General features: G+C 35.0%; 18 protein-coding genes. 6 read left to right on the forward strand and 12 right to left on the reverse strand.

Annotated features, from left to right (window positions below):
• Position 1: 1 nt before the first annotated feature.
• From dnaG to rpsU, 9 genes are all read right to left on the reverse strand, one after another.
• Positions 2-1,837: a DNA primase gene (gene dnaG / locus FC37_RS04915; RefSeq protein WP_025005646.1), complete on the reverse strand. Its 1,836-nt coding sequence runs from the start codon at positions 1,835-1,837 to the stop codon at positions 2-4.
• 22 nt (positions 1,838-1,859) lie between these two features.
• Positions 1,860-3,923, reverse strand: coding sequence for a glycine--tRNA ligase subunit beta (gene glyS, locus FC37_RS04920; RefSeq protein ID WP_025005645.1), 2,064 nt, complete (start codon positions 3,921-3,923; stop codon positions 1,860-1,862).
• Entirely contained in the window at positions 3,916-4,833 is a 918-nt protein-coding gene (gene glyQ / locus FC37_RS04925) for a glycine--tRNA ligase subunit alpha (protein WP_056945522.1), read from the reverse strand. Before glyQ ends, glyS begins: the two co-directional genes overlap by 8 nt.
• 253 nt (positions 4,834-5,086) lie before the next feature.
• Positions 5,087-5,839, reverse strand: coding sequence for a DNA repair protein RecO (gene recO, locus FC37_RS04930; protein ID WP_025005644.1), 753 nt, complete (start codon positions 5,837-5,839; stop codon positions 5,087-5,089).
• Complete coding sequence (era, locus tag FC37_RS04935; protein ID WP_025005643.1) at positions 5,839-6,744, reverse strand: GTPase Era; 906 nt, start codon at positions 6,742-6,744, stop codon at positions 5,839-5,841. Before era ends, recO begins: the two co-directional genes overlap by 1 nt.
• The gene (gene ybeY / locus FC37_RS04940) at positions 6,745-7,269 is read right to left on the reverse strand and encodes an rRNA maturation RNase YbeY (protein WP_025005642.1); all 525 of its coding nucleotides are present in this window, start codon (positions 7,267-7,269) and stop codon (positions 6,745-6,747) included.
• 2 nt (positions 7,270-7,271) lie between these two features.
• Entirely contained in the window at positions 7,272-8,231 is a 960-nt protein-coding gene (locus tag FC37_RS04945; RefSeq protein WP_056945523.1) for a PhoH family protein, read from the reverse strand.
• Between the two features lie 25 nt (positions 8,232-8,256).
• Entirely contained in the window at positions 8,257-8,700 is a 444-nt protein-coding gene (locus FC37_RS04950; protein ID WP_025005641.1) for a GatB/YqeY domain-containing protein, read from the reverse strand.
• Positions 8,701-8,810: 110 nt separating this feature from the next.
• Positions 8,811-8,987, reverse strand: a complete 177-nt coding sequence (gene rpsU, locus FC37_RS04955) for a 30S ribosomal protein S21 (RefSeq protein ID WP_002880182.1) — start codon at positions 8,985-8,987, stop codon at positions 8,811-8,813.
• A gap of 261 nt (positions 8,988-9,248) precedes the next feature.
• On the opposite strand from rpsU, the gene FC37_RS04960 reads away from it, so the two are divergent.
• From FC37_RS04960 to FC37_RS04975, 4 genes are all read left to right on the forward strand, one after another.
• The gene (locus tag FC37_RS04960; RefSeq protein ID WP_025005640.1) at positions 9,249-10,085 is read left to right on the forward strand and encodes a pyruvate, water dikinase regulatory protein; all 837 of its coding nucleotides are present in this window, start codon (positions 9,249-9,251) and stop codon (positions 10,083-10,085) included.
• A 182-nt stretch (positions 10,086-10,267) separates the two neighbouring features.
• Positions 10,268-10,906, forward strand: a complete 639-nt coding sequence (locus FC37_RS04965; RefSeq protein WP_025005639.1) for a M23 family metallopeptidase — start codon at positions 10,268-10,270, stop codon at positions 10,904-10,906.
• Positions 10,907-11,118: 212 nt separating this feature from the next.
• Entirely contained in the window at positions 11,119-11,997 is an 879-nt protein-coding gene (locus tag FC37_RS04970; RefSeq protein WP_025005638.1) for a YitT family protein, read from the forward strand.
• Between the two features lie 146 nt (positions 11,998-12,143).
• Positions 12,144-12,788, forward strand: coding sequence for a hypothetical protein (locus FC37_RS04975; RefSeq protein WP_025005637.1), 645 nt, complete (start codon positions 12,144-12,146; stop codon positions 12,786-12,788).
• A 37-nt stretch (positions 12,789-12,825) separates the two neighbouring features.
• Here FC37_RS04975 and thrB read toward each other — a convergent pair whose 3' ends face one another.
• Positions 12,826-13,692 (reverse strand): homoserine kinase, encoded by an 867-nt coding sequence (gene thrB / locus FC37_RS04980; RefSeq protein WP_056945524.1) that lies wholly within the window; start codon positions 13,690-13,692, stop codon positions 12,826-12,828.
• A 16-nt stretch (positions 13,693-13,708) separates the two neighbouring features.
• A complete protein-coding gene (locus FC37_RS04985) occupies positions 13,709-14,938 on the reverse strand; it encodes a homoserine dehydrogenase (RefSeq protein WP_025005636.1) in 1,230 nt (409 codons plus the stop codon).
• A gap of 116 nt (positions 14,939-15,054) precedes the next feature.
• Here FC37_RS04985 and thrC point away from each other — a divergent pair, with 116 nt between their 5' ends.
• A complete protein-coding gene (gene thrC, locus FC37_RS04990) occupies positions 15,055-16,545 on the forward strand; it encodes a threonine synthase (protein ID WP_056945525.1) in 1,491 nt (496 codons plus the stop codon).
• 14 nt (positions 16,546-16,559) lie between these two features.
• The gene (locus tag FC37_RS04995) at positions 16,560-17,921 is read left to right on the forward strand and encodes an aspartate kinase (RefSeq protein ID WP_025005635.1); all 1,362 of its coding nucleotides are present in this window, start codon (positions 16,560-16,562) and stop codon (positions 17,919-17,921) included.
• Positions 17,922-18,316: 395 nt separating this feature from the next.
• Here the strand turns inward: FC37_RS04995 and FC37_RS05000 are convergent, their stop codons facing one another.
• A complete protein-coding gene (locus tag FC37_RS05000) occupies positions 18,317-18,973 on the reverse strand; it encodes a putative quinol monooxygenase (protein ID WP_025005634.1) in 657 nt (218 codons plus the stop codon).
• Between the last annotated feature and the right edge of the window lie 255 nt (positions 18,974-19,228).

A 19,228-nucleotide genomic window follows, 5' to 3' on the forward strand; every position in this document is an offset into this window, starting at 1 on the left:
ATTAACCTAAGATTCTCTTCAACTCAATAATTTTTTGAGTAACTTCTATTGTTTTTTGAACATCTTCTCTGCGCTTAGCATCCTGCAATTGATTTTGAAGCTCATTCAGCTGGGAATAAATGCTGCGCTTTTGAAGTGCAAACACGTGCTCATTAATTTCTTGAATTGTAAAATCCTTCGGCATATGTGCTAGTTCAGCATCTACTATTATACCTTGAAGTTGCTCAGGAATAAAATCTAAAAAACTATCAATTTGTGGATTCTCATGCGTTGCAGCAAATTTTAGCCATAACTGGGATAAAGTTTCATAATCTTGATCAGGAAAATGAAACTTACCTTCCTGTAAATACTGTTGAGCATTTGCCGAATGAATAAATAAATAAAGCAAACGTGACTGACTGGGATGTTTTTGCACTTCTGTTTGCTGAATCGGCAATGTGTCTACACTCGTAGCAGGATCACCAAGATTTAAATCATTTGGTTGTTGAGCATAATAATCACGATTACGAGTTCGAGTATGACTGCGAGCACGATTATTTTTCCGCCGCTCACGAGCTAAGTTAGCTTTTAAAGAATTAAGCGATACACCAGCTGATCTAGATAATTTTTCCAGATACATATCTTGTTCAACTGGGTTTTTAACCTGACTAATTTCTTTAACTGCTTCATTTAAATATGTAATTTTTTCGCGATCATTATCTAAATTGTATTTCTGAGCTAATCTCTTAAGAAAGAAATCTGTGGGAGTTAAAGCACCCTTTATTTCTCCTCGATACTTCTCAGCGCCATATTTTCTTACATATTCATCTGGATCAAGCTTCTCTGGCAGGACAACAATTCCTAAATTAAAATTGCCGTCTTTACTAAACATTCGTGCTGCACGTTCTTCAGCGTGAACCCCCGGATCATCACCATCATAATTGACAATAATATTTGGAGTTACACGACGCAACATGTAAACTTGATCATCAGTCAAACTAGTCCCCATTGAAGCAACACCGGATTTGATTCCAGCTTTATAAGCAGCAATTACATCCATATACCCTTCATATAGAACTAGATGATCTTCACTACGAGCCGCTTTTTTGGCTTCCGCAAAATGAAATAAAACTTTAGACTTAGTAAAAACTTCAGTCTCCGGACTATTCATATACTTAGCTTCAGTTTTATCATTTGAAATTCGACGTCCAGAAAATCCAATGGAATGACCATTTTCATCTTCTAAAGGAAACATAAGGCGATCGCGGAAACGATCAAATAATCGACCGTCCTGAGTTTGTACAAATAAACCACTTTGCGCTAATTCGTTATCCTTATACCCCTTACCTCTTAGATAAGTTATTAAAACATTATCTTCTTTAGGAGCATAGCCTATTTTAAAATGCTCAAGTGTATCAGAATCTAATTGACGTTTTTTTGCATATTGCATCCCCCGCTCACCAGCTTTGGTAGTTAACAACACACGATGATAAAAGTCTACCGCGTCCTTATTAATACGCATAATGGGACTTAATTTTGTTCCACCATTTGCATTATAACCAGCTGGCATTGCAATGTGAGCGAATTCAGCAACTCGTTGAACACTTTCAGGAAAAGTTAGATTGTCTTTATACATTAAAAACTTAAAGACATTGCCACCCTTACCGCAACCAAAACATTTAAAAAACTGTTTTTCCTCGTTCACCGTAAAAGATGGTGTTTTTTCCTGATGAAAAGGGCAAAGACCGATATAGTCTTTGCCTTTCTTTTCAAGTGAGACGTATTGGCTGATTACATCCACGATATTAACGTTACTGCGAACTTCCGCAATAAAATCTTCAGGAATCCGTCCAGCCATATGAAACACCTTTTCTATCTAATTATTTAATAACCAACTTACTCAAATCGCCTAAACGATCAGCTAATTCACTAATAGCAAACAATTGAGCTAAACGATTATTCTTAACTTTTTCGTCTTTATCCATAATCATATTAGCTTCGAAGTATTGATCAATTACTGGTTGTAAATGAACAAATCCTTGGTACAAATTAGCTAAGCTGTCAATATTTTGTAAGTTTTGAACACCAGCATAAAGTTCTTTTTCACTATTATCAACAAATAAGCTTTCATCAACAGCAACCTTGCCAGTGAACTTAGCCTTCTTCAAAATGTTGTTAATTCTAGTCAAACTTTCTACCACTGGCTTAAATTCTTCATCATCATGGTGAAGTTGCAATACATTAGCAGCAGCTAAAATTTGACTTGGATCTTGTTGACTTGAAGCAAGAACAGCATCAACAATATCATACTTAAATTTATTCTTTTGTAAGTATTGCTTTACACGATCACGAATAAAGTCGGCTATTTCTTGTTCAGCATCGCCCTTAGGAAGCTTGGCTGGAGTTACACCACCAAGCATGTTAATGATTTCTGGTAATACTTCATTAAATGGAAGTGACCATTTTTCATTAAGCAAAATTCTAACAATACCATAAGCATAACGACGAAGTGCATATGGGTCATTAGATGATGTAGGAATCATACCTGCACCAAAGAAGGTAATGATAGTATCAATCTTATCTGCAACTGATAATAATGAACCTACTGTAGTTTCTGGAAGTGGACCTTCTGCTGTAGCTGGCATGTAGTGTTCTTTAATAGCAACTGAAACTTCTTCATCTTCGCCAGCAAGACGAGCATAATGCATCCCCATTACACCTTGAAGTTCTGCAAATTCACCTACCATTTGAGTTACTAAGTCAAACTTGTAAAGTTCACTTGCACGATCAAAATCAGTAACTACATTTTCAGGTAAATTCCAACGCTTTGCAAGGTAATCACCAATCATGCGAACACGTTGCATCTTTTCAGCCATTGAACCAATCTTATCGTGGAATGAAACATTCTTAAGACGATCAACAAAGTGGCTGAGTGGATACTTACGGTCTTCATCATAGAAGAATTGAGCATCGTCTAGACGAGCAACCAATACCTTCTCGTTACCAGAAATAACGTTGTCAAGGTAATCCTTGTTACCGTTACGAACAGCGATAAAGTGGTTAATTAACTTGCCATTTTCATCGTAAACTTCGAAGTATCTTTGGTTATCCTTCATTGAAGTAATTAAAACTTCATCAGGAATGTTTAAGTACTTTTCATCGAATGAACCAGCAAAAACAGTTGGATATTCAACAAGGTAAGTAACTTCTTCAAGTAAATCTTTATCTGGTTTAATTTGCCAATGATTCTTCTTAACCAATTCGTTCATTTGGTTAACAATCATGTCTTTACGTTCTTCTGCATTAGCGATTACGTATTGATCCTTCAATGCGTCTTCATAGTCGTCAGCATTAGCTAAGACAACAGAATCACCTAAAAAGCGGTGGCCTTGAGTCTTACGACCTGCAGTAATATCCAAAATCTTAACAGGAATTACATCGCTACCAAATAATGATACAAGCCAGTGAATTGGACGAACAAATTCAAAATCATTTGAATCCCAACGCATCTTAGTTGGGAAAGTCATTGCCTTAATAATATCGCTCATGCCAAGCAAGATATCGCTAGCTTTTTTACCTTCTTTTTGTACGTGAACGTAAGCATATTCAGTACCCTTAAGTTCTTCGAAGTAAATATCATCAGTAGTCATACCTTGACCGCGAGCAAAACCTTGTGCAGCCTTGGTCCAATTACCATCAGCATCTTGGGCAATCTTCTTTGCAGGACCTTTTTTAATTTCATCGATATCATCTTGCTTTTCAGCTAAGTCTTCTACCAAAAGAGTTAAACGACGTGGAGTTGAAAAAGTCTTGATATCTTTGAATTTTAAGCCATTTTCTTTTAAAAACTTTCTTGTTCTGTCAGCTAATTGCTTAACGCTACGTGGAACAACGTGAGCTGGCATTTCTTCAGTACCAATTTCAAATAAATAATCTTTAGCCATTTTCTACCCCCGCTTTCTTATCTTCTGCACTCTTAAGTAATGGGAAGCCGCGCTTTTCACGTTCTTCGACAAACTTAACAGCAACTTCGTGAGCCAAGTTTCTAATTCTTGATAAGTAACCAGCACGTTCAGTTACTGAAACAGCACCACGAGCATCAAGCAAGTTGAAAGTATGTGAACACTTCAAGATATAGTCGTATGCTGGGTGTACAAGATTTTGACTAAGTAAACGCTTAGCAGTTGATTCATAAATATCGAAGAATTTAAGAAGTTGTTCTTGATCTGATTCTTCAAAAGCATACTTAGAATGTTCATATTCGGGTTGCTTAAAGATATCACGGTAAAGTACGCCGTCGCCCCATTCAAGGTCAAAGACATTGTTAACGTCTTGAATGTATGATGCAAGTCTTTCAACACCATAAGTAATTTCACTCATAGTTGGCTTAACATCTAATTCACCAACAACTTGGAAGTAAGTAAATTGGCTAACTTCCATACCATCAAGCCATACTTCCCAACCAACACCGGCACAACCCATTGATGGATTAGCCCAGTTGTCTTCTACGAAACGAATATCGTGTTCCAAAGGATCGATACCTAAAACCTTCAAACTGTCTAAGTAATATTGTTGAATATCCTTAGGAGCTGGCTTAATAACAACTTGGAATTGGTGGTGTTGGAATAACCGGTTAGGGTTTTCACCATAACGACCATCTGCAGGTCTTCTAGAAGGCTCTACATAACAAGCTGCCCATGGTTCTGGACCAACTGCACGAAGAAAAGTGTAAGGACTCATAGTACCTGCACCCTTTTCAACGTCATATGAAGGCATAATCATACAACCTTTGGAGGACCAGAATTGTTCCAGCTTAAAGATCATATTTTGAATGTTTAATTTCTTATCTGCCATTTTCCTTAATTCTCCTCCTGCGCTAGGCCATAAAAAAAGCCTATGCAAAATTTTGCATAGGGACGAAATATTATCGCGGTTCCACCCTAATTCAGGAAGTATTCTTCCTGCACTTAATTGAATATGACTAGAGGTGCCTTTTCCTAATATGCCCTTCCACCTATCGACACTCGCTAAATTAGTACTTTTTTAAATCCTCATCATCGTCAAATACGTGTTTATTTTAACACATGAATTAGGTTAAAACCAGACTTTAAAACAGCTTTATTTCATCTAAAAATTTTTTAGTTTTCAGATTTAAATCGATTGTTTCTCTATAGATACGATCAATTGCTTTACGAGTTGCTTTTTTAGTCTCAGCATTTAATTCAATATTGCCCAACCGATTAATAGGTAAAAGTCCGATTGTGCGCAATACTGCAGTCTGCTTAGGCATTAAATGCAGCCGACTATTTACTACTGCAAAATGATCACTGCAAATAATTCCGCCTAATTTAATCGAATAATCAAATGTACCTTTTTCCTTGCCACAAATAACGCAATGACGCAATTCGGGCTCAACTCCAAAAGCACTTAACATTTTCATCTGTACGATTTGCGTAATCATTTCATTATCTACACCAGCATCAATCTTCTTCAGGGCAAAAACCGCTAAGTCATAATATTTACCAAGAGGTTGATATTCGACAAAAGCGTGATCAATTAAGTCAAAAATAAAAGAAGTGTAAGCATTCTTCGTCAAGTCACGGTACAAACCGTCAAACTGCTTCACTTCTTTATATGTACGCAGATTGCTTAAACCATGACCGTTTGTATAAATGACATATGTACCCATTGAGAAATTCAATGTCGCTGCACTCAATTGTGATTTTGGTCTCAATGCCCCTTTCACAATCAATGTAATAATGCCATCTTCTTTAGTCATGATCTTAGCTAATAAGTCTGCTTCTTTATATTTTTGCCTTTTAAAAATGATGCCCTGAACTTCTTTCAGTTCACGTGCCATCAACTAAGCTCCTTCTTGTCGTAGCCAATAAGTTTCAAAAAGCTTGGATCTGAACGCCAATTGTGTTGAACTTTAACCCAAAGGCGTAGATTTACTTTTTCACCAAGTAAATGCTCTATTTCTTTACGTGAATTAATACCGATCTGTTTGAGCATTTTACCACCTTTACCGATAATAATGCCTTTTTGACCATCTTTCTCCACATAAATAGTAGCTTCTATTAGTAACTTGCCATTTTGATGCTTATTCATTTGATCAACTGCAACTGCGGTAGCATGTGGCACTTCTTGGGAAGTTAGTCGCAGAATTTGTTCACGAATAAGTTCGGCTACCACAAAATATTCTGGGCGATCTGTGATCTGGTCAGCACCATAATATTGTGGGCCCTCTGGTAAATACTTATTAATTGTATTAAGTAAATCTTCAATACCAATACCCTGAGTAGCAGAAATTGGTAGTATTTCTTTAAAACCCTCAAGTTTATGATATGAATCCATAATTGGCAAAAGTTTATTAGGATGAATTTGATCAACCTTGTTAATTACCAAAAATACTGGTACCTTAACTTCTTTTAACAAGTTAGCAATATATTGATCACCTTTACCAATTTCCTCAGGTTCAACCATGAATAAGACTAAATCAACGTCATTTAAACTAGATAAACTAGCCTTATCCATATAATCGTCAAGTTTTGAATGAGGTTTAAAGATACCTGGCGTGTCAACAAATACAACTTGCATTTTATTTGAAGTATAAATACCTGAGATACGATTACGCGTTGTTTGTGGCTTACTTGATGTGATTGCTACTTTTTGACCTACTAAATAGTTCATTAAAGTTGATTTACCTACATTTGGTCGACCAACTAAAGCAACAAAGCCAGATTTAAATTGTTTTTCTTCCATCTATTTACCTCTGCCTTCATCTAATTGATCAGGATATAATGGCAACCCATATTCTTCCAATACCTTTCCTTGAATGCCAAACATTTCTTTGGCTTCATCAGGTTTGATATGATCATAGCCATTTAAATGTAAGAATCCATGAACTACTGTATAGCCAAATTCTCGATCAAATCCTGTACCATATTCCTTACTATGACGCTTTATCACGCTAGGACACATAAACAAGTCCCCAATATCTTCTTGAAAATCTGGATCATCTTCAAAAGCTGATAAATCAATTGCATCCTCACCATCTTCTATTGCAAAAGAAATAACATCAGTTGGACGATCTTTATCGCGATATTTCAAATTAATCTCATGACTACGGTCTTCATCGACAAAGTTAATACTCATTTCTAAGTTATTATCTTTGCCAATTTCCTTTTTAGCTAAAAGCAATAACTTCATAATCCAGTCTTGCCAGTCGCGATTCTTATCGTCTAAAAATCCGACTTCATCATGATAAGTAACATCAATTGGATCCATTTTTAATTTTTAATGTCCTCTTTTTCATAAGCAGTAATAATTTTGGCAACTACAGGATGTCGAACGACATCATTTGCAGAGAAGTTGATGAACTTAATTTGGTCGATATTCTTTAAAATATGCTTAGCATCGATCAAACCGCTATGCTGTCGTCCCGGCAAATCGACTTGAGTCATATCTCCATTTACGACCATCTTAGAGTTGAATCCAAGACGTGTTAAGAACATCTTCATCTGTGCATCTGTAGTATTTTGGGCTTCATCAAGAATTACAAAGGCATCATCAAGAGTACGTCCACGCATGTAAGCAAGTGGGGCAACCTCAATTACACCACGTTCCATCAAGCGGTCAGTCGTATTAGTACCAAGAATAGCGTACAAAGAATCGTAAATTGGTCTTAAGTAAGGATCAACTTTTTCTTTTAGATCTCCTGGCAAAAAGCCTAATGACTCGCCAGCTTCTACAGCTGGTCTAGTCAAAATTATGCGGGAAACTTCACCCCTTTTAAAGGCAGCGATTGCACAGACAACAGCCAAAAAAGTTTTACCTGTTCCGGCTGGTCCTATTCCAAAAACAACATCAGATTTATCAATGGCTTCAACATAACGCTTTTGACCCATATTTTTGACTCTAATTGGTCTACCTTTAGCATCCCGAATTAAAACCTTTTTATACAGATCTGCAAAGTACTCAGTTGTACCCTTATCCGCCATCTTCATCGCACTCACAGTGTCGGGCGCACCAACGTTAACGCCGGTATTCACAACATTGTCTAACGCTTTTAAAACAGCAATAGCCTTTTTAATATTTGCCTCATCATCTCCAACAATTACAATCTCATTGCCAGTATCCGAAATAGACAAATCATAACCCTCTGAAAGAAGCTTTAGATTTCCATCATTAACTCCAACTAATTTTTGAATGTCTTCTACCTTTTGAGGTATAAAAGTTGTTTGAGCCAAAAAGACCCGCTCCTTCTTGTTACTACTAATTCAGCTGATCACGAACTGTTTGTGAAGCAGCCTTGCCATCGGCACGTCCTTTAATTTTTGGCATCAATGCTTTCATTACTTTACCAAAATCAGACTTACCTTTGGCACCAACTTCATCAATCGTTTCCTTAACAGCAGATTCAAGTTCTTCCTTGCGCATTTGTTTAGGCATATACTTTTCTACTACAGCTAATTCCTTCTTAGTTTCTTCAACTAATTCAGTACGTTTAGCTTTAGTAAATTCCTCGATTGATTCTTCTCTTTGCTTTTTCTCACGATTAAGAACCGTTAATTCTTCATCTGGAGTTAAATCATGTCCCAACTTGATTTTTTCATTCATCAAAGCAGATTTAATCATCCGGACAGTATTAAGCGTAGTCTTATCATGATTTTTCATGGCTGTTTTCATATCAGTCATGATCTTATCTGACAAACTCAATATGCATCCTTCTTTCTATTAAAAACCCAATAGTATTATAACAAACTATACGCATAACTAAAATGAAAGTATAAAAAAACTCACCCATTCCCGGGTGAGCTTTCAGTATATTAATAATGTCTACGCTTGCGTGCAGCTTCAGACTTTAACTTTCTACGAACACTTGGTTTTTCGTAGAATTCGCGTTTGCGGTATTCTTGTAAGGTACCACTTCTTGAAACGGAACGCTTGAAACGACGAAGAGCATCATCAATAGACTCGTTTTCGTGAACGATTGTCTTAGCCATGTGTGATCCCTCCTTCCATTTCTTGGCGTTACGCCATACATTTATTTAAATTATACCAAACTAATTTTACGGGTCAATACATTCTTATAATATTTTTTATAAAATCCGGGATATTTTTAAGCCCTTACATTTTATCAGTTTTATTTAACCTTAAATTTAAATCTAATCATTCTATATAATTGTTACATGTTAGCTTAACGAATTTCCTTGTTAATCCGCTTTCATTAATAGTATAATTATTTCAGAAAGAGGTGCTATTATATGGCAGAAACAAAAGACCAAAATGAAGTAAATATCATCATTATTTCAGATGCCGCTGGTGATACTGCATTCAGCAACGCTACTGCTGCTGCCGCCGAATTTCCAAAGGCCCAAATTAATTATCGTCGTTATCCATTTATTACTAGCAAGGATAAACTTGATGAAGTCTTGGAGGAGATCGAAAAATATCCTAATTTAGTGATCATTTATAGTTTAGTAAAAGATGAGATGCAAATGCCCGTAATTAAATTTGCACGTGAGCATAACATTCAATGCGTTGACATCTTTTCACCAGTAGTTGAGGCAATTCAACAAACTACTCATATGACTCCTGATCAAAAGATCGGAGCACAACACAGCTTAAACCAAAAGTACTTTGACAGAATTTCTGCAATGGAATTTGCCGTAATGTACGATGATGGTAAAGATCCAAAAGGATTCTTAGAAGCAGATGTAGTGTTACTTGGGGTATCACGTACTTCAAAGACTCCACTTTCACTATTCTTAGCTAACAAGAATTTAAAAGTTGCTAACTTACCTTTAGTTCCAGAAACTCATATTCCAAAGGAAATCTACGAAATCGATCCTAAAAAGATTATCGGTTTAACCAATGACCCATCTGTTTTAAACGAAATCAGACGTCAAAGAATGATTGCTTATGGTCTAAACCCTGATACTACTTACTCCAACATGGATTCAATCAACAAGGAACTTGAATCAGCTCAAGAACTTTACAAGAAGCTAGGCTGTTACGTAATCAATGTTGCTCACCGTTCAATTGAAGAAACAGCAGCTCTTATTCTGGAACACTTGGGCATTGATGACTATGCAAAATAATCAGATAACTAAATAATTTCAAATCACTCTTGAAGTTCTTTCAGAGTGATTTTCTTTTGGACTAATTTTAACTTATATACGTTAGAAAGAAATTTGTAACTATCTCGTAAAACAAATGCGCTACAATAGTCTAGATCATATAGAGAGGATGAATAATCAGGCGCAGCCTGAAATTACTATAGATGAAATTTCGTAAAACAATTATTACTTTATTGGGGACAGTTTTAGTAGGTTCAAGTTTTAATATTGCAAATGTCGTGTCTGCAGACACAGCGGAAGACTCTTCCCTCGCAGTCACTACAGAAAATGTTAAAGAAAAGAAAACATATAAATGGTGCTATCCATTCAAAGTTTGTGAAAAACATGGCGTGCGTTCAATGTTTAAAGCTCAAACTTTTGGTATGACTGATTATATGCGTTCTTCTAACCCACCTTATTATTTCCATGATGGTTGGGACTTTGGTTATTCTGAAGTTGGACGTTCTAACGTTTATGCTATTCACGCAGGTACTGTTAAAAAAGTTGCTTACGGTAGCGGACTTGGTTGGTTCATTTGGGTAATCAGTCCTGATAAATACGTTGAAGTTTACCAAGAAGGATTTACTAAAAAGAAAGACATTTACGTTAAGAAAGGTCAAAAGATTAAAGCCGGTCAAAAGATCGGCAAAATGACCGGCTCTCATTTACATTTAGGATTAACTAAAACCAACAAAGATTACATTAATAAACATGGTTTCCCATGCAAAAACTGGAACGTTGATAATGGCACTTGGCTAAATCCTATTAATGCAATCAAAAAATATTATAATGAAAATAAATAGCACTTAACATAATCAAGGATATTCAAAGTAAAAATTTCTATACTCGGCAAATAAAATATTTGTAGTATAGGAATTTTTTATTGGTCCCTGACACAACTTTTGTTAAACTTAGTATATCATTCATTAAACATAATTTCGTTGCACAAATGTTGCACAGCATTTTATAGAAAGTTTGATATATCAGTATTTATAGTTAGTAAAAAGGAACATATATGGATCAATTAGATAAATTTAACAGACGCTATAATTTTCTTTCAAAATTATCTGCTGCTTTCTTTTATTCAATTGCTGTTGCTATTGCATTGAATTTTTTCTGGACACCTGGACACATGTATTCATCCGGGATCACAGGATTTGCTCAGTTAATCAACACAGTCAGTGAACGTTATCTTCCCTTCACATTAACAACATCATTTATGTACTTTATATTGAACTTTCCATTATTCATTTTGGCATGGTTCAAAATTGGTCATAAATTTACATTTTTTACTATTGTAGCCGTTGTTTTAGGTTCGTTCATGATGCATTGGATTCAGCCATGGCAAATGCGTCTAGACCCACTTGTCTGTGCCATCTTCGGTGCTTCAATTAATGGTATCGGTACAGGTTTAGCACTTAAAAATGGAATTTCAACCGGTGGTTTAGATATTATCGGAATTGTCATCAGACAAAAAACTGGGATTAGCTACGGTAAATTCAATATCTTTATCAATCTAATCATTATTGCCGCTGCTGGTTACATGTTCGGTTGGACACGTGCTTTATACTCCGCCTTAACAATTTTTATCAATGGCCGAGTAATCGATGCTGTCTATACGCAACACCAGAAGATGCAAGTAATGATTGTAACTCAGCATCCCCAACATATTATCGATGGTATTCAAAGCCGGATGCACCGCGGGATAACTATTTTGCATGATGCTGAAGGTGCATATAGCCATATTGAAAAGACTGTTTTGATCACGATCATCGATCGTTACGATATGTATGACATTCGTCAAATTGTTCAAAAAGCAGATCCATATGCCTTTATGAGCGTAAGTGAAGTTGAGAAGGTCTATGGACGCTTCAAGGAGCAAGAGATTGTTTAAATACAATTTATTAATAAGCCTATATTGGTTAGATATCGCCAATGTAGGCTTATTTTATTTATTCAATTTCTTCAAAAGTTTGCCCCTTTTCTGCCGCTTCATTTAATTAAAGTTTATAATTTAGTTAAATAGAAAGGCGGATTTCGATGAGTTCATATTATCAATTAGTTTGGCGAGAAAATGAGTTAGAGTCTTATCCTACAGATAAGCTAAACTTTATTTTCAATATTATTAATCGTCCCTTCCCTGTTAGTTACAGACAGCTATATCCTAGTAGAATCGAATGGCAAAAAGCTGTTAAAAAACACGAAGATTTAATTAAAAGGGTTAAAAATATTATCTTAAAACGTAGCGATGCTCATGATATAAGGCAGGCATGGCTCAAGCACCATCGTGAACAAGCAGATACTACTAATGGCTTTACAATTGAACAATTAGCTAACAAATTACCTCACATGGCTAATCAACTTGGTGCATTTATGGAAATTGAAAATATTGAAATAAAATATTTTGATGATGACTTTAAACCTATATACGATCTCTCCGATTTTCAAGATATTACTATAGATAATTACCCAAGTAGCGGCTTCAAGAAAAATGGCATGACCAAAGAAGCTTTTCTTAAACTTTATCCTCAAGTTCCAGAAAATAAATTAGATGAAGTTCTAGATATAGCCGATTGTGAATTAGAAAAAGAAGATAATACTGTAGTTATTCCATATTGGTACGCTGTCAATGCCAAACGAGTACTTGTAGACGGCGATTCATTTATCGAAACTTTCGATAATTAAAAAATGACCTTGATTTTAGTTAATCAAGGTCATTTTATTAATCTTCAATTATTTGGACGCCATTATTATCTGGTTTAAGTACTAATGTCTTATCTTTTAATCCGTGTTTTCTCAAACCTGATAAAAAGCCTTTAACATGTTCATCTTCAATCCAGGTCATAATCGTTGAACCTGCACCACTTAAATATGTTGCTAAAGCATGCTTTTGATGTGCAACCTCACGGACTTGCAAAAGCTCTGGTACAAGCCGTTCACGATACTTTTCATGAAAAACATCATTTTCCATGAGCTCGCCTGCCATTTGATACTCTTGTGTAAATAAGCTTGCTACCAGAGTATTAGCAATAGCTGAACCATGTGTAGCTGTCTTAAAATCCAGATGTTCAGGCAAAACATTACGTGATTTCTTTGTAGGCAAATTATATTCCGGCACATAAGCCACCAAGGAGAAATTAGGCAACGGTGCTTTAATAGTATCAAAATGATTGTCAATTTCCGTTCCAATAATTAAACCACCTAAAATTGTTGGCGCAATATTATCTGGATGGCCCTCAATTTTTGCTCCAATTTGTACTTTTTCTTTATCTGACAAATTTAACTTACCAAAATGATTAGCCAATTCAATTCCTGCAGCAATTGCACTAGAGCTGCTTCCTAAGCCATGCGCTAATGGAATATCACTTTTTACTCGTAAATGAAGAGGTTGCAATCCTGGATAAACTGTTAAAGCCGTTTTCACAATTAAATTATTTTCATCATGGGGAATATCTGGCATCACATGATCCACCTGAAAATGATCAGAGATGTTTAATACTTCCACTTCTAAATAAAGCGATACGGCCATACCTAAAGAATCGAAACCCGGTCCTAAATTGGCAGTTGAAGCTGGTGTCTTAATAATCATTTTTATAACTCCTCCATTATAAAATCTTATATTTGGCCATTAGTTTTACATTAGCAGCGCTCAATTTCTCTAATTGCAGTTGATTAATAGCCTTAGTTATTACGATAGTTCTATCCTCTATTTGCTTTAATTCTTGAATCTCTATCCCTAATTCATCAAGAATATTAGTCAAATGAGCAACTTTTTCTTGTTTAAACGATAAATAATATGGATTTTTAATATCTTTAGTAATAATCAAAGAATCTTTACTAGAAAATCGGTTGAATAATTGGCCATTAGTTTTATTAACCAGATTTTTAACTTCACTAACAATATCATTCATAACCGAATTGGCAGTGGCTAAACTACCTGCTCCCGGTCCGGTTAATAATGCCGTTCCCAAATTTCGACTTTTAATTTGTAAAGCATTAATCTCATTTTCTATATTTGCCATTAAGCTATCTGCAGGCAAAAGACACGGAGCAACTTCTACAAATAATTTATCCGCCACCTTTTTAGCAATGCCAATTAGCTTAATCGGATATCCCAATTCTTTAACTTGTTGCAAATCAAAGTCTTGTAAATGGTCTATTCCCTCAACATTGAAATCAGTAATCTTAACATGTGCACCAAAAGCAAATTGACACAACAAAATCATTTTATATGCAGCATCTTTACCTGTGACATCATTAGTTGGATCTGCTTCCGCAAAACCCAGTTCTTGCGCATGTTTCAAGGCAGTTTCGTAGCTTAGTCCCTTTTTATTCATTTGCGACAAAATATAATTTGTTGTGCCATTAACAATACCTTGAATTTCTAAAATATGGTCTCCAACATAAGAATCACTTAATGTTCGTAAAATCGGGATGCCTCCAGCAACACTTGCATCATACATTAAGTCACAACGATTATCTTGGGCCAGTTTAATTAATTCCGTTCCAAAAGCAGCCATCAGATCTTTATTAGCGGTTACTACATTCTTACCGGCACGCAATGCCTCACTAATATATTCTTTTGCGGGATGTAATCCACCCATCAATTCTGCCACGATTTCAATTTCGGGATCGCTTAAAATATCATTAAAATCAGTAATTATATTAACTGAATGTGCAAATTTTTGATACTTTTCTTTATTTCGAACGAGGGCTTTTTTAACAACAATCTTTTGCCCACTTGTCTGTTCAATTTTTCCATTATCACTTTTTATAATGTCTAAAATACCAGAACCTACTGTTCCTAACCCAAGTAACGCTATTTTTATTGTCATCTTTATCTATCACTCTTTTTTAATTCTTTTCTTATTTTTTATGATTGTAACATATGGTAAAAACAAGTTACAATGTTTAATATATTAATTAAGACTTAAGAATAGGAAGATGCTTTATGAAATATCGTAGTACTCGAGGTTCAAAAGAAAATACGTTAAATTCAGCTGCCGCTATTATTCAAGGCTTAGCGCCAGACGGTGGCTTATATGTTCCAACAGATTTTCCTCATGCAAATTTTAAATTAGAAGATTTGCCAAAATTATCTTATAAACAAATAGCTGCAATGGTAATTAGTTTGTTTTTTGATGATTATTCCAAAGAACAGATTCAAAGCGCTGTACTTAATGCATACAGTGAACAATGGGATGATCGCAGCATTGTTCCGATTGAAAAGCATGATCATAACTTCTACATGGAATTATTCCACGGACCAACTCTTGCCTTTAAAGATATTGCTTTGCAAATGTTGCCGCAATTAATGACACGTGCTGTGCAAATCGAAAAAATTGATCGTGACATTATTATCCTGACTGCAACCTCTGGAGACACGGGGACCGCTTCTATGCGTGGTTTTGCCAATCAACAAGGTACTAACGTTATTGTCTTTTATCCTGAAGGTGGCGTTAGTCCAGTTCAACTTCGTCAGATGCTTAGTCAACACGGAGACAACCTCCAAGCAATCGCTATTAAAGGCAATTTTGATGATGCACAAACCGAAGTAAAGAAAATCTTCAATGATACTAAATTTAAGACTCAGTTGAATAAAAATGGCTATCAATTCTCTTCAGCCAACTCAATGAATATTGGTCGTCTTGTACCACAAATCTCATACTATCTTTATACATATGGTCAATTAGTACGCAGACAAGAAATTAAATTAGGTGATCAGATTAACTTTTCTGTACCTACTGGCAATTTTGGAGATATTTTAGCAGGTTATTATGCTAAAAAACTAGGTTTGCCAATTAAGAAACTAATTTGTGCTTCAAATGAAAATAATGTACTGACTGATTTCTTTAAAAATGGTGAATATGACCGTCGTCGCAAATTCCATTTGACCAATGCACCTGCAATGGATATCTTAGTTTCCAGCAATCTTGAGAGACTATTATTTGACCTTTACGACGGCGACCATCAACAAATCAATAGTTTAATGAATCAATTAACTCAACGCGGCCACTATCACATTAGTGATGACATCCTTTCAAAACTTCAGGACATTTTTGCAGCTGATTTTGCGACGGAAAGACAAGTAGTTAAAGAAATTAACCGCATCTACAATTATGATCGCTACGTCATCGATCCCCATACCGCTGTTGGCTCATATGTTGCTCATCAATACCAAGAAAAAACTGGTGATACGACTCCAATGGTAATTGTTTCAACCGCAAGTCCATATAAATTTCCAGAAACAGTGTATGAAGCTATCACAGGACGCGTTTGTCCTCAAACAGGTATTGCCGCAATTAAAAAGCTCTACGAGGAATTAGGCGGTCAATTATCGATTGGCGTGCGAACATTATTTGATCGTAAACCAAGCTTAGAAAAAGTAATCGAGCCACAAAATATGGAATTAGTAATTAGTTCAATTTTAGACTTAAAATAATTCGAGGGAAAAATATGAAAGTTGTAAAATTTGGTGGTTCATCGCTTGCTACAGGCAACAACGTAGATAAAGCGTTAAAAATCATTAAAGATGATCCAGAACGTAAAGTAATTGTGGTTTCTGCACCTGGTAAAAGAAATGACGATGATATTAAAGTAACTGATCTATTAATTACATACGCCTATGCTAGTTTAAGAAGCAACAATTACAATGATATCGCTAATAAAATTTTCAAGCGTTATGAATTAATTGCTCAATATTTTAATCTACCTGAAAAAGAACTAAGCGAAATTAAGCGACTGCTATTAACTTTACCTCAACTCGATTATCCGAATGCTGACTATAGAATGGCTGCTTTTAAAGCACATGGCGAACGCCTAAATGCCATGTTAATTACTAAAATCCTTAACCATCAAGGGATCAAAACTCGTTTTTTAGAACCTAAAGATGTCGGTTTGATAGTTACTGGTACTCCTAATAATGCAGAGGTTAATCCTGAGACATATGTAAATTTGAAAAGAATTAAATTAAATAAAGACGAGCGAATTATTTTCCCAGGTTTTTATGGTATTACTCCGTCAGCACATATTGCCACATTTTCACGGGGAGGTTCTGACATTACTGGCGCCATTCTAGCTCGTGGATTTAATGCAGATTTATACGAAAACTTTACTGATGTTGATGCTATTTTCTCCGCAAATCCTAATATCATTGACCATCCTAAGCCTATTAAAAAAATGACCTACCAGGAAATGCGAGAATTATCATATGCCGGTTTTTCCGTTTTTCATGACGAAGCTTTGATTCCTGCCATTCAAGGAGAAATTCCAGTTAACGTTAAAAATACAAATGCTCCAGAAAAGCCCGGTACTTTAATTGTACCGGAAGAAGGATTCACAGCTAAAAAGACGATAACCGGCATCGCTGGTGGCAAAAATTTTGCAGCTCTTTATTTAAGAAAATACATGTTGAATAAGGGTGCTGGTTTTACTCTAAAATTAATGGAAATCTTTAATCGACACCACGTCTCTTACGAACATATGCCCTCTGGGATTGATGATTTAACTGTAATTTTTAAGAAGGATGCATTAAATGACCAATTAATTGACGTGATTTGCAATGAAATTCAAACTAGTTTGAATCCAGATCAAATGCAGTGGATTGATGATTATGCTATTACAATGGTCGTTGGTGAAGGGATGAAAGATAAACTAACCCTTTGTGCCAGTCTTCTTTATCCTCTTGGTAAAAAAGATATTTCTATTCAAATGATTAACCAAGGTGCATCACAAATTTCAATTATGATTGGCACTAGACGTAAAGATGAAGAAGCAGTTATTAAAACCATTTACGAAAACTTTATCGCTGAAGATTAGTTTACATAATCATGATTACGTAATTGTATATCAACTTTAAACAAAAAAGCCAATCATTTACTTTTAGTAAATAGATTGACTTCGGGAATAGCATTAGACTTGACTCTAATACAATTTTACTTGGTAAGTTTAATTTTGCATAGTCCTATTCTTAATCATTCTATTAATTTTTCAATATAAATTCTTAAGATTTGATTGTTACATTATAGATAACTTATTGAAAGGAAAATAATATTGATTAAATTAATAATTATTGCAGCTACTTTGGCAGCTGCAGGGATTATGGCTATTAGTTCTACATTAGTTAATAAACCTCTTCCCGTTAAAATAAGAAATCATAATAATCGTAGATAATTTAAAAGCAAGCTATTTCAATCAAATAACTTGCTTTTTTGTTATGGTCTATAAAAAATTTCTCCCTGATCTACTATACAGTCAGGCTTAAGCAAATGTAGTCCCTTACTTTCTACGGAATACTTAGTAGCTTCAAGATACTTTTTAAAATGCTTAGTCTTTAGATGCTTTTCATATGCTTCTTCAGTCCGGTATACCTCTAGTGAAAACCATTCATTAGGTTGATTCATAATAGTACCGGCAATCATAGCCAAAATTCCATCTTCTTTTTCAACCGCAGTTTTCATTTCTTTCATTACCGCATTGGCAAATTCATCACCTTTGCCCAATTGTACACCAATTTCGGTTAAATAAACCACGTAATCATTGTCGTGCGTAACAGCTAACTTTTCAGGTTTAGTTGAGATAAATTCAGGATATAATTCAACTTTAACTTGACTAGTCACAATATCTTTCAGATTATGTTCAAATTGTTGAACCTGACTTGTATCTTCGTGTTGTTGATAAGCAGCATCATCTTGGTAGCTTTCGATCAAGTAGTTCTTATATTCTTTTTGATCTTCATGACCACTCTGCATAAACAAGGCATGATCGGCATTTAACATATACTCTTCTACTTTTTGAGTATAATTTTCATGATTTTTTGGATCTATTTCTAATCTAAATAAATTTAAAACAGGTGCTTTTTCTAATTTCATTTTTCTTTCCTACCAATTTTAATTTTTATTGATATTATATGCTATTTTCACAAAAAGTGACTACCAAAATTAACTTAACATAATTTATTTAATTTAAAGTAAAATACCATTAAAAAATGCTTCAAATCTTTTCGTGATCGAAGCATTTTCTTATTATTCAAATTTTACAAATGATAGTCTACTTTTTTAAACTTATAATTTTTCGCCGATTGTAAAATCAAATTGAACACTTTAGAAAAATAAAAAGTCCATCTG

It is taken from the genome of Lactobacillus gallinarum DSM 10532 = JCM 2011 (assembly GCF_001434975.1).
Classification (GTDB): Bacteria; Bacillota; Bacilli; order Lactobacillales; family Lactobacillaceae; genus Lactobacillus; species Lactobacillus gallinarum.